The 12,528-nt window shown below is 71.2% G+C and carries 10 protein-coding genes; 2 read left to right on the top strand and 8 right to left on the bottom strand.

The genetic code is table 11. The features are described from left to right. Positions 1 to 6: 6 nt before the first annotated feature. The 3 genes from CHAN_RS05700 to mqo form a co-directional block, all read right to left on the bottom strand. A complete protein-coding gene (locus CHAN_RS05700; RefSeq protein ID WP_290292737.1) occupies positions 7 to 666 on the bottom strand; it encodes a vWA domain-containing protein in 660 nt (219 codons plus the stop codon). A gap of 109 nt (positions 667 to 775) precedes the next feature. Then, complete coding sequence (locus CHAN_RS05695; RefSeq protein ID WP_290292735.1) at positions 776 to 1,864, bottom strand: magnesium chelatase ATPase subunit I; 1,089 nt, start codon at positions 1,862 to 1,864, stop codon at positions 776 to 778. A 44-nt stretch (positions 1,865 to 1,908) separates the two neighbouring features. Next, positions 1,909 to 3,405, bottom strand: coding sequence for a malate dehydrogenase (quinone) (gene mqo / locus CHAN_RS05690; RefSeq protein ID WP_048744015.1), 1,497 nt, complete (start codon positions 3,403 to 3,405; stop codon positions 1,909 to 1,911). A gap of 129 nt (positions 3,406 to 3,534) precedes the next feature. Between mqo and CHAN_RS05685 the strand changes: the two genes are divergently transcribed. After that, positions 3,535 to 4,554, top strand: a complete 1,020-nt coding sequence (locus CHAN_RS05685; RefSeq protein ID WP_048744014.1) for an alpha/beta hydrolase — start codon at positions 3,535 to 3,537, stop codon at positions 4,552 to 4,554. A 41-nt stretch (positions 4,555 to 4,595) separates the two neighbouring features. After that, complete coding sequence (gene mtr / locus CHAN_RS05680) at positions 4,596 to 6,017, top strand: mycothione reductase (RefSeq protein WP_290292729.1); 1,422 nt, start codon at positions 4,596 to 4,598, stop codon at positions 6,015 to 6,017. A gap of 15 nt (positions 6,018 to 6,032) precedes the next feature. Here mtr and CHAN_RS05675 read toward each other — a convergent pair whose 3' ends face one another. The 5 genes from CHAN_RS05675 to ispG all read right to left on the bottom strand — a co-directional run bounded on the left by CHAN_RS05675 (position 6,033) and on the right by ispG (position 12,518). Continuing rightward, positions 6,033 to 6,953 carry an esterase/lipase family protein gene (locus CHAN_RS05675; RefSeq protein WP_290292728.1) on the bottom strand — a complete coding sequence of 307 codons (921 nt, stop codon included), beginning with the start codon at positions 6,951 to 6,953 and terminating at the stop codon, positions 6,033 to 6,035. Positions 6,954 to 7,042: 89 nt separating this feature from the next. Continuing rightward, complete coding sequence (locus CHAN_RS05670) at positions 7,043 to 8,503, bottom strand: cobyric acid synthase (RefSeq protein ID WP_290292723.1); 1,461 nt, start codon at positions 8,501 to 8,503, stop codon at positions 7,043 to 7,045. A gap of 4 nt (positions 8,504 to 8,507) precedes the next feature. After that, positions 8,508 to 9,416, bottom strand: coding sequence for a type I methionyl aminopeptidase (map, locus tag CHAN_RS05665; protein ID WP_290292721.1), 909 nt, complete (start codon positions 9,414 to 9,416; stop codon positions 8,508 to 8,510). 31 nt (positions 9,417 to 9,447) lie between these two features. Further along, positions 9,448 to 11,298 carry a penicillin-binding transpeptidase domain-containing protein gene (locus tag CHAN_RS05660; protein WP_290292719.1) on the bottom strand — a complete coding sequence of 617 codons (1,851 nt, stop codon included), beginning with the start codon at positions 11,296 to 11,298 and terminating at the stop codon, positions 9,448 to 9,450. 59 nt (positions 11,299 to 11,357) lie between these two features. Beyond that, entirely contained in the window at positions 11,358 to 12,518 is a 1,161-nt protein-coding gene (gene ispG / locus CHAN_RS05655) for a flavodoxin-dependent (E)-4-hydroxy-3-methylbut-2-enyl-diphosphate synthase (protein WP_290292717.1), read from the bottom strand. Positions 12,519 to 12,528 lie beyond the last annotated feature (10 nt).

Here is a 12,528-nt window from a genome sequence, read left to right as displayed (position 1 = left end):
CCGGGCTCAGGCCGTGACCGCGGCCTTGACCACGCCCGCGACGGCGTCGGCGTCGAGGTCCTCGATGCGCAGGCAGGGGGCGCCGAGCCGGTCGGCCAGTTCCTTGGCCAGCCCCAACCGCACGCGTCCGGATTCGCAGTCGACGACGATGGATCCGGCCACGCCGCGGCGCCGGATCGCGTCGGCCGCCAGGCCCGCGGTGTCGCGCCCGCCGGCGGACGTCGCCCGGCCGTCGGACAGGACCACGAGCATCGCGCGGCGCGACGGATCGCGGCGGTGCTCCCGCTCGATCAGGGCGCGAGCCGTCTCCAGGCCCGCCGCCAACGGGGTCCTGCCGCCGGTCCGCACGTCGTCGAGACGCCTGCTGGCGGCCACCGTCGACCGCGTCGGCGGCAGCTCCACCGTCGCCCCGTCGCCGCGGAAGGTCACCACCGCCACGCGGTCGCGGCGCTGGTAGGCGTCGCGCAGCAGAGATTGCACCGCTCCCGTCACCGCCTCCAGACGGTCGCGGGCGGCCATGGAACCGGAGGCGTCGACGAGGAACACGATCAGGTTGGACTCGCGGCCCTCCCGTTCCGCCCCGCGCAGGTCGGGGGCGATCAGGGGCACCATGCCGTCGTCGACGCGGGCGCCCCGCTCGGCGGCGGCCAAAACGGTCCCGGGCACGTGAAGGCCCCTACCGCCCCGCGTCGCCCGGATGTCCCGCCCGCGGGGCCCCTTGGCGCGTCCGCGGCGGCCGTCGGATCCGGTGCCGACGCCGTCGAGAAGCAGCGTCCTAGCCGCGAAAGGGATCGCCCAGTCGGGCAGTACCTCCCGTCGGCGCGGGGCCCTCCGGCCTCTCCTGGTCCAGTTCCTCGCTTGACGACGCCTCGGCGTCCCCCTCGTCCGGCGTTTCGGGTTCATCGGGCTGCGGGGGTTCCTCGGCGTGGTCGTCCGTGTCCGGGTAGCGGTCCTCGGCGCGGTCGAGGGCGTCGTCGAGGTCGCGCTGATCGACGCCCGGCTCATCGAAGGGATCGCGTCGGCGACGGTGCGGCAGCGCGAGTTCGGCGGCGACGCGGATGTCCTCCGAGTCGATTTCCGCCGCGCCCCGCCAGGCCGCGTGGGCGCGGGCGGTGCGGGCGATGACCAGGTCCGCGCGCATGCCGTCGACGTCGAAGTCGGCGCACAGCGACGCGATGCGAGCCAGATGGACGTCGTCGAGGGGGATCTGACCGACCAGGGCGCGGGCGCGGGCCAGGCGGTCGCGCAGATCGCCGTCGGCCTCCGCCCACCGCGCGGCGAATGCGCCGGGGTCGGATTCGTAGGCGAGGCGGCGGCGCATGATCTCCACGCGCACCTCGGGGTCCCGGGAGGCGGTGACGTCGACCGCCAGCCCGAAGCGGTCGAGGAGCTGCGGTCGCAGCTCCCCCTCCTCCGGGTTCATGGTGCCGACCAGCACGAAGGAGGTTTCCTCCACGTGCGAGACGCCGTCGCGCTCGACGGTGACGCGGCCCGTGGCGGCGGCGTCGAGGAGGACGTCGACGAGATGGTCGGCCAGCAGGTTGACCTCGTCGACGTAGAGAACGCCGCCGTCGGCCTGCGTCAGCAGGCCGGGCCGGAACTCCGCGCGGCCGGTGGTCAGCACCGACTCGACGTCGATGGAACCGACCACGCGATCTTCCGTCGCGCCGAGCGGCAGATCGACGACCGCGCCCTTCGGCAGCAGCGGGCCCAGGGCGCGCACGGCGGTGGTCTTCGCCGTGCCCTTCTCGCCGCGGACCACCACGCCGCCGATGCCCGGCGAGACCGCCGTCAGCAGCAGCGCCAGGCGCAGCCGGTCCTGGCCGACGATCGCGGAGAACGGGAATCCGGGGAAGGCAGACATGCAGTCACTTATACCCCGGACCGAAAAATCGGCGGCGGCCGGGGTCAGCGCTCCAGCTTGAGGGTCTTCTGAGAGGCGTCCCAGACCTTCTTGTACAGCTCGCGGTCCTCGGCCAGGACCGTGCCGTAGGAGGGCACGAGCTCCTTGAGCTTCGGGGTCCAGGCGCTCATCTTGTCGCCGAAGCAGCGCTCCAGCAGCTCGATCATCACGGCCGGGGCGATGGAGGCGCCCGGGGAGGCGCCCATCAGGCCGGCGATGGAGCCGTCGGCGGAGTTGATGACGGCGGTGCCGAACTCCAGGGTGCCGAACTGCGGCGCCTTGGCGGGCTTGATCACCTGCACGCGCTGGCCGGCGGTGACCGTCTCCCAGTCCTCGTCGCGGGCGTTGGGCACGTACTCGCGCAGGGCCTCCACGCGGGCGGCGTGGTTCTTGATCACTTCGGTGATCAGGTACTTGGTCAGGCCCAGCTCGTGCAGGCCGACGCCGACCAGGGTGGTCAGGTTGTGAAGGCGCAGCGACTTCGGCAGGTCGGTCAGCTTGCCCTGCTTCATGAACTTCGGGGTCCAGCCGGCGTAGGGGCCGAACAGCAGGCCCTTCTTGCCGTCGATGACGCGGGTGTCCAGGTGCGGCACGGACATCGGCGGGGTGCCGACGGACGCCTTGCCGTAGACCTTCGCGCCGTGCTTCTCGATGAGCTCCTCGTTGGTGCAGCGCAGCCACTGGCCGGACACGGGGAAGCCGCCGTAGCCCTTGATCTCCGGGATGCCGGACTTCTGCAGCAGCGGCAGGGCGTTGCCGCCGGCGCCGACGAACACGAAGTTGGCGCGGACGGTGCGGGTGTCGCCGGTGTGGATGTTCTTCACCGTGATCACCCACTTGGCGCCCTCGCGGGTGATGTTCTTGACCTCGTGGCCGTAGCGGATCTCGGTGCCGCGGTCCGACAGCGCCGCCAGGTACTGCTTGGTCAGGGCGCCGAAGTTGACGTCGGTGCCGTTGGGGTTGCGGATGGCGGACACCGGTGTGGAGAAGTCGCGGCCCTCGGCCATCAGCGGCAGGTATTCCGCGAAGCGGTCGTGGTCCTCGATGAGCTCCTGGTCGTGGAACAGGGGCTCGTCGTTGAGCGCCTCGAAGCGGCGGCGCATGAACGCCATCTGCTCCGGGCCCTGGGCGAAGGTCGTGTGGTCGACCGGGTTGATGAACGCGCGCGGGTCGGTGATGACGCCGTCTTCGACCAGGCTGGTCCACAGCTGGCGGGACACCTGGAACTGCTCGTTGATCTTCAGCGCCTTGTCGACGTTGACCACGCCGTTCTTCTCGGGCGTGTAGTTGAGCTCGCACAGCGCCGCGTGACCGGTGCCCGCGTTGTTCCACGGCGAGGAGGACTCCTCGGCGGGCTGGTCCAGGCGTTCGAAGATGACCTGGGACCAGCCGGGCTCGAGCTCCGTGAGGAGCACGCCGAGGGTGGCGCTCATGACGCCCGCACCGATCAGGGCAACGTCGACTTCGTCACCGACGGTGGCGGGAAGATTCTTTTCAGACACTGCGGTCAACATCCTTCGTGACTTGATAATCGGGCGGCGCACGCACGTCCCCCGGACTGACACACTGTTCCGATCCATTGTGTCACAACCCCTGCGACACCCCCATAATGTCCCGCTAGGCTGTGGTCCGTGACCTTCAATGACCCGACGATCCCCACCCCCGGTTGGCAGCCGGGGCTGCTGGGCGAAGAGTTTCCCGAAACAGTCATCGACCTGGGCGAAGACCCCGATGGAGAGGGCGACGTCGTCGCCACCGTCATCAGGTATTCGCCCCCCGGCTCCGACTCGTCCGACTTCACGCGGCGGCCCGCGGTGCTGTGGATCCACGGAATGAGCGATTATTTCTTCCAGGAGCACGTGGCCCGCGCCATCCACGACGCCGGGTACGCGTTCTACGCGGTCGACCTGCGCAAGTGCGGCCGGTCGCGCCGCGAGGGCCAGCGGTGGCATCACATCACCGACCTGTCGCTTTACGACGCCGACCTGGACGCCGCGGCGGCGCTGATCCTCGGCGAGGGCCACCCCGGGCTCAGCCCCCTCGCGCACTCGACGGGCGGTCTCGTCGCCGCGCTGTGGCTCGATGGCCTCCGGGACCGCGATCCCGGGATGCACGCCAGCATCCGCGGAGCCGTGCTCAACAGCCCATGGCTGGATCTGCAGTATCCGCGGATGCAGCGGGCCGTCGTCAAGCTGGCGACGAAGGTCATGGCGCGCCGCGCGCCCGACCGGCTCACCCCGGACAAGGGGCTCGGCGGGTACGGCCAGTCGATCTACCGGGGCGAGAAGGGCGACTGGGATTTCGACGTCACCCTCAAGCCCGTGTCCGGCCACGTGAAGTCCTGGTCGTGGCTCAACGCCGTGCTGGTCGCGCAGCGGCGCCTGCACCGCGGCATCGAAGTCGGCGTGCCCTGCCTGGTGCTGCATTCGGACCGCTCCGCCGTCAACGAAAATTGGTCGCCGGCGCTGGACACCGCCGACGCCGTCCTCGACGTGGAACAGATCGCGCGCCGGACGCGTTGTCTGGGTCGTGGGGCCCGGCACAGGGCCATCCCGGGTGCCCGGCACGACGTCTTCCTGTCCAAGGACCACGCTCGCGCGCATGCCCTGTCGGAGACGGTGCTGTTCCTGGACTCGGTCAACGGCCGCTGACCCCACGCGAACGCCAACGTCCCCAAATCCGAGGAGATGCATTGTCCAGCGACACCGCCCGGCACTACGACCTGATCATCATCGGCACCGGATCGGGCAACTCGATCCCGTCCCCCGCGTTCGATGACGTGCGCATCGCGCTGGTCGAGGAAGGCCGCTTCGGCGGCACCTGCCTCAACGTCGGGTGCATCCCCACCAAGATGTTCGTGCTCGCCGCGGACGCCGCCCGCAACGTCTCCGAGGCCGCCCGGCTGGGCGTGCACGCCCACGTCGACTCGATCGACTGGGATTCGATCAAGCAGCGCGTCTTCGGCGACCGCATCGACCCGATCGCGGCCGGCGGCGAGTCGTACCGCCGCGGCGGGGAGACCCCGAACATCGACGTGTACGACCGCCACGCGGTCTTCGTCGGCCCCCGCCGCATCCGCACCGGGCAGGGCGACGAGGAGATGGAGATCACCGCCGACCAGATCATCATCGCGGCGGGCTCCCGCACGAAGGTGCCGGGCTTCGTCGCCGATTCGGGCGTCGCCTACCGCACGAACAAGGACATCATGCGCATCGACCGGCTGCCGGAGGAGATGATCATCCTCGGCGGCGGCTTCATCGCCACGGAGTTCGCGCACGTCTTCTCGTCGCTGGGCGTGAAGGTGCACGTCATCGTCCGGTCCGGCGCCCTGAACCGCCAGTCCGACGCCGACGTGTCCCGGCGCTTCACCGAGGTCGCGTCACGCGATTGGGACGTGCGCCTGAACACCACCATCGAGTCGCTTCGCGAAGAGAAGGCCGCCGACGGTTCGACCGTCGTCGTCGCCGCGCTGTCCGACGGCACGGAGGTCCGGGGCGGCGAGTTCCTCGTCGCCACCGGCCGCGCCCCCAACGGCGACCTCATGGAACTGGCCGCCGGCGGCGTGGACATGCGCGACGACGGCCGCATCGCCGTCGACGAGCACGGCCGCACCTCCGCCGAGGGCGTGTGGGCGCTGGGCGACGTCTCCAGCCCGCACCAGCTCAAGCACATCGCCAACCACGAGGCCAAGGTCGTCTTCCACAACGTGCTCAACCCGGATGACCTGAGGTCCTTCGACCACCGGTACATCCCGTCGGCGATCTTCTCCCACCCGCAGATCGGCCAGGTCGGCATGACCGAGGAGGAGGCCCGCGAGTGGGCCGCCGCCAACGGCACCGAGATCACGGTGAAGGTGCAGGACTACGGCGACGTCGCCTACGGCTGGGCGCTGGAGGACCGCGACGGGTTCGCCAAGCTCATCGCCGACAAGAAGACCGGTCGGCTGGTCGGCGCGCACTTCATCGGCGAGCAGGCCGCCACGCTGGTGCAGCAGTGCATCCAGATGATGACCTTCGGGCTCGACGCCCGCGAGGTCGCCGACGCGCAGCACTGGATCCACCCGGCGCTGCCCGAGCTCATCGAGAACGCGCTGCTGGGCCTCGAGTTCGACTAGTTTCGACTCGCCCGCCTACCCGCAGACGACGGGGCGGCCGTCCAGCGCGGCGACCACGAGGCCGTGCACGAGCGGATCGTCCCGCATTCCGTCGTGGGTCAGCGGCTCCGGCGCATCGGGGCACACGTCCTGCACCAGGACGTTGGTGACCGTCGCGCCGGGGCCGGCCTCGAGGAACGCGTCCGGCGCGGTGGTGGCCGTCGTGTCGTCGCTCGAGACCAGCACGGTGTAGTCCACGCCCGGCTGGGTGTCGGGCAGCGAATCCAGGTGCGCCACCACGTCCGAACCGCGCAGCTGCTGCAGCGCCGCGGGCCCGAGCAGTGCGTCGCCGACGGCGACCGCCTCCGGGCTGGAGTGGATGTTCAGGGAGTCGAGGCCGCGCATGGACGTGCCCCGGTGGGTGCCCGCCAGATAGATGGCGTCGTCGACGAACTCCGCCGCGCCGTGGTCGTTCATGGCCAGTCGAATGAGCGCGGCGGCCTGGGAATGGCCGACGACGTCGACGGCACCGGCCGCCCGCCCCGCGGTGGTCTCCCCCGCGACGTGCCGGATGGCCCGGTCGACGGCTTCCGCCCCCGCGCCGACGTCCGCGATGCCGTTGGTGCCGGGGATGTTCCCCGCCACGGATTCGCGGTGCCACCCGTATTCCAGCGCGTGGACGCAGTACCCCTCCCCGGCCAGGGTCCGGCCGAGCGGTTCGAGGTCCGCCACCTCGCCCCACGTTCCGTGGATGATCAGGACGGGCTGCGGGTGTTCGGGGGCGGGCACGCACTCGGGATCGTTTGCCCAGTCCAGCCGCGGAAAGGGCTCGTGCGCCGCCGACGATCCGGGGACGGAGCCGCCGACGGGTTCCGCCGCCCCGGCCACGGCCGCACCCGTCCCGAGCACCCCGGCCACCAATGCTGCGGCAATCGCCGCGGCCGATTTCGACATCATCCGACGCTCCCCTGCTCCCGCACCATCCTGCTCCCGCATCACCGTCTCGTCCCGAATGTAGCGGTCCCGCGACGTCGGGGGCGCCGGGGTCACCCGAGTTGGGCCACCCCCGTCGCTTCGGCGAGGGCCGGTCCGGCCAGGTGCTCCTCGATGGCGTCGGCGATGAGGTCGAGCTGACGCAGCCGCTCGGCGCGGAAATCGGTGTCCGGCGCGACCTCGAAACCGCGCAGGCCCGCGGCCTCCGCCACCGACCGCAGGTACCCGCGGCGCAACGCGTCGTTTTCCAGCAGCCCGTGCCGGTGCGTTCCGGCGACGGCGCCGCGCACCGCCCCCTCGCCGTGGGGCCATCGTTCCCCGGTGCTTCGCACGACCCGCCCGTTGTGCACCTCGTAGGAGCCGTCGGCGTGGCGGGCCAGCACCTTCGGTTCGGCGAATTCGATGTCGGCGTCGAAGATCCCCAGTCCCTCGACGGCGCCGGCGCCGCTTTCGACGCTATCGACGATGGAGGCGCACATCATCTGGAATCCGCCGCAGATGCCCAGCGTCGGCGCCCCCGCCGCGGCGCGGCGGATCAGCGCGTCGGCGAGCCCGTGCTCCCGCAGCCAGCCCAGGTCATGGACGGTGGCCTTCGTGCCGGGCAGCACCACCAGGTCGGCGCGCGCGACGGTGCTGGGGTCGACGGTCCATTCGACGCGCACTCCCGGCTCGGCGGCCAGCGCCTCGACGTCGGTGGCGTTGGACACGCGCGGCAGGCGGATCGCCGCGACGGTGAGCGCGTCCTCCCCCAGCGGCCGCGTCGCGGGGCCGACGGCGGTCGCGGCGACCGTGCCGAGCGAATCCTCGGCGTCGATCCACAGCCCCGGGATGAAGGGGACGACGCCGAGCACCGGCACGCCCGTGCGCCGTTCCACGACGTCGAGCCCCGGCTCCAGCAGCTCGGCCGCCCCGCGGAACTTGTTGACCACGAATCCCGTGATCCGGCTCCGATCCTCCTCCCCGAGGATCGCGTGCGTGCCCACGAAATGCGCCAGCACGCCGCCCCGGTCGATGTCGCCGGCGACGATCACCGGCAGGTCCGCGGCCTCCGCCAGCCCCATGTTCGCGATGTCCGACTCGCGCAGGTTCACCTCCGCGGGCGATCCCGCGCCCTCGCACACCACGACGTCGTACCGCGAGCGCAGGTCGGCCAGGCAGTCGGCGGTCACCGACCGCAGTGCTTTGCGACGCTCCCGGTACGTCAGCGCCGACACCGTGCCCTCCGCCCGGCCCCGCACGACCACCTGGCTCGTCTGGTCGGAACCGGGCTTGAGCAGCACCGGGTTGAAGTCCACGCTGGGTTCCAGCCCGCACGCCAGCGCCTGCAGGGCCTGGGCGCGGCCGATCTCGCCGCCGTCGGGGGTCACGGCGCAGTTGTTGGACATGTTCTGCGCCTTGAACGGCGCGACCGAGACGCCCCGGCGCACCAGGAGGCGGCACAGACCGGCGACGAGCACCGACTTGCCGGCGTCCGAGGTGCACCCCGCGACGAGGAACGACCTGCCCCGCGCCATGGGATCAGGCGCCCGGCGTCCAACCGGTGAGGAACTGCCCCTCGACGACCTCGTCGGGCTTGGTCAGGATCTCGTGGCCCGACTCGGTGACCAGCACCGTGTGCTCGAACTGGGCGGTCCACTTCCGGTCGGTGTTCTGGACCGTCCAGCCGTCGTCCCAGATCTCGTAGTCGAGGCCGCCGAGGTTGATCATCGGCTCGACGGTCAGCGTCATGCCGGGCTCCAGGACGGTGGTCTGCGACGGCTCGTCGTAATGCAGCACCACCAGGCCGTTGTGGAACGTCGTGCCGACGCCGTGGCCCGTGAAATCGCGGACCGTGTTGTAGCCGAAGCGGCGGGCGTAGGACTCGATGACGCGGCCGATGACGTTGATCTCGCGGCCCGGCTTGATGGCCTTGATCCCGCGCATCGTCGCGTTGTAGGTGCGCTCCACCAGCAGACGGTGCTCCTCGGAGACGTCACCCGCGAAGAAGGTCGAGTTGGTGTCGCCGTGAACGCCGTTCTTGTAGCCGGTGACGTCGACGTTGACGATGTCGCCGTCCTCGATGACCTGCTTGCTCGGGATGCCATGGCACACGATCTCGTTGAGCGACGTGCAGCAGCTCTTGGTGAAACCGCGGTAGCCCAGCGGCGACGGGTAGGTGTCGTGGTCCATCAGGTACTCGTGCACCACGCGGTCGACGTCATCGGTGGTGTTGCCCGGCACGCAGGCCTTGCCGGCCTCGACCAGGGCGTTCGCGGCGATGCGGGAGACCTCGCGCATGGCCTCGATGTCCTCCGGCGTCTGGACCAGCGGCTCGCCGACTCCCTCGGCGACCTCGTCCTTCCACGCGTATTCGGGCCGCTCGATGTGGGCGGGCACGGTGCGGATGGGGGTGGGCTCCTGCATGGTCAACGGTGCGCGATCGGTCATGGCGAACACGATACCCCCGGGCCGGGGGCCGTCAGCCGCCGGGCGCGGGGTCGCCCTGGCCGTCGAGATTCGCCAGGAACGCGTCGGTGACCTTCACCGCGTGCTCCGACCCGCCGCCGTGGACGATGAGGGTGGCGAAGGCGATGTCGTCGCGCCACCCGGTGAACCACGCGTGCGAACCGCCCGTGACCTCGGCCTCGCCGGTCTTGCCGTACACCTCGCCGCGGCCGGCGATCGCCGTCGCGGTGCCGGACGTGACCACCGACCGCATGACCGACCGCAGGTGGCCGAGGGTTTCGGGGTTCAGCGGCTCCGGGCTCGCCGACGCCCAGGTGCCGGCCTGCGGCACCAGGGTCGGGGTGGGCACGTGGCCGGCCGCCACCGTCGCCGAGACCAGCGCCATGCCGAAGGGGCTGGCGAGGTCGAAGCCCTGGCCGTAGCCGGCGTCGATCCGCTCGGCCTCGTCGGTGCCGTCGGACACCGATCCGGTGATCGTGTCCAGGCCGGCGATCCGGTAGTCGACGCCGATGCCGAAGCGCTTGGCCTCCGCCTGCAGCTGCCCGGGATCCATGCGGTGCGAGATGTCCGCGAAGGTGGTGTTGCACGACCTCGCGAAGGCCTCGTTCAGCGACGTGTCGCCCACGCCCGATCCGTTGTAGTTGGTCACCACGCGCGGGCCGAGGGTCATGGTGCCCGGGCACGGCACCGTGGACCCCGGGTCGAGGCCCAGATTGTCCATGCCCGCCGCGGCGGTGACGATCTTGAACGTCGACCCGGGCGGGAATTGGCCCATGAGGGCCAGGTCGCCCTTCTCGTCGGCCTTGCGGGTCTGCGCGACGGCCAGCACCTCGCCCGACGACGGCCGGATGGCGACGAGCATGACCTCGGCCTCGGGCCGCATGTCCACCGCGCGCTGCGCCGCGTCCTGCACCGTCTTGCTCACCGAGGCGCGGATGGCCGGGCGGACCTCCGGGTCGACGGAGTGCAGCGACGCGAGGACGCCGCCGTCCCGGTTCGCCGCGACGATGTTCCACCCGTCGCCGCCGGAGACGTCATCGGAGACGATGCGCTGCACGCGGCTCATCAATTCGGGCGCGAACGCCGGGTCGGGGCGAACCATGGCCGCCTCGTCGTTGACCGTCACGCCGGGCAGGCGCGCCAGTTCGTCCCGCACCTCCGGCGGCGCATCCGCCGGCAGGACGACGACCGAATACGGCCCCGAGCCGCCGGCGGCCTGCGGTCCCACGGCCCGGGCGTCGACGGACGCGGCCTGGCGCCCCTCGTCGTCCTTGGGCATGCCGTTGTTGACCACCGTGGCGATCCGGTTCACCGCGCCCTGCACGTCCTGCACGGCCGACCGGTCGAGGATCACGCGGTGCACCGTGCCCGGCTCCAGCAGCGACGCGCCGTCGGAGCCGACCACCGACGCCCGGGGCGCCGGAATCTTGCGCAGCTCCGGGTGCTGGTTGCTGCCCAGGCGCGGATGCAGCGCCGACGGGCTCCAGCGCACGGCCCACCGGCTGTCGGACTTGGTCAGGTGGAACGTGGTGTCGTAGCTCCACTCCCGGTCCCCCGCCAGGTCCCAGTCCATGGTGACCTGCGCGGTCGTGCGTCCCCCGTCGCCGCGGACGTCGCCGATTTCCGCCTGCAGGGCCTCCGCGGACAGTCCCTTCCATGCGGCGCCGAGATCCTCGCGGGCGGTGGCCGCGTGATCGGTCAGCTCCGCCGCCCCGACGATGTCGCCGCCCTCGAGCGCCTCGAAGAAGCTCTCGAGCACGTCTTCCCCCGTGTCCGGGCGCGGCGTGCACGCCACGGCGGACGCGGTCATCGCTGCGGCCGTGAACAATGCGGCGATGCGCCGGCGCGGGGAGCTGGGCTTCATGCCGCGGACGGTATCACCGGCCGCGGGCGCCCGGCGGGTGGCACGCCGAGGGGCCCGGATCAGGCCCCGGTCACCTTGACCTCCGGGGCGCCGGTGACGGTGGCCTCGTCCTCTCCCATCTCCGAGGCGATGCGCATGGCCTCCTCGATGAGGGTCTCGACGATCTGATCCTCCGGCACGGTCTTGATGACCTCGCCCTTGACGAAGATCTGGCCCTTGCCGTTGCCGGACGCCACGCCGAGGTCGGCGTCGCGCGCCTCGCCCGGGCCGTTGACCACGCAGCCCATGACGGCGACGCGCAGCGGCACCTCCATGCCCTCCAGCCCGGCGGTCACCTTCTCCGCGAGCTCGTAGACGTCGACCTGGGCGCGGCCGCAGGAGGGGCAGGACACGATGTCGAGCTTGCGGGGGCGCAGGTTCAGCGACTGCAGGATCTGGTCGCCGACCTTGATCTCCTCCTCCGGCGGGGCCGACAGCGACACGCGGATGGTGTCGCCGATGCCCTCCGACAGCAGCGCGCCGAAGGCCACGGCGGACTTGATGGTGCCCTGGAACGCGGGGCCGGCCTCGGTCACGCCGAGGTGCAGCGGGTAGTCGCACTGCGCGGCCAGCTGGCGGTAGGCCTCCACCATGACGACGGGGTCGTTGTGCTTGACCGAGATCTTGATGTCGCCGAAGCCGTGCTCCTCGAACAGGCTCGCCTCCCACAGCGCGGACTCGACGAGAGCCTCCGGCGTCGCCTTGCCGTACTTCTCCATGATCCGCTTGTCCAGCGAACCGGCGTTGACGCCGATGCGGATGGGGATGCCCGCATCGCCGGCGGCCTTGGCGACCTCCTTGACGCGGCCGTCGAATTCCTTGATGTTGCCCGGGTTGACGCGCACGGCGGCGCAGCCGGCGTCGATGGCGGCGAAGATGTACTTGGGCTGGAAGTGGATGTCCGCGATGACCGGGATCGGGGACTTCTTCGCGATGATCGGCAGCGCCTCGGCGTCGATCGTCTTCGGGCAGGCCACGCGGACGATGTCGCAGCCCGACGCGGTGAGCTGCGCGATCTGCTGCAGCGTCGCGTTGATGTCGTGCGTCTTGGTGTTGGTCATCGACTGCACGGAGATCGGGTGGTCCGACCCGACCCCCACGCCGCCGACCATCAGCTGGCGGGTCTTGCGACGCGGCGCGAGGACGGCGGGGGTTTCGGGGATTCCGAGCGAGACGTTCACGGGGAGTGCT

This window comes from Corynebacterium hansenii (genome assembly GCF_030408795.1).
In the GTDB taxonomy this organism is placed as follows: domain Bacteria; phylum Actinomycetota; class Actinomycetes; order Mycobacteriales; family Mycobacteriaceae; genus Corynebacterium; species Corynebacterium hansenii.
The sequence above is the reverse complement of the archived record's forward strand: the minus strand, read 5'-3'. Positions and strand labels throughout refer to the sequence as shown.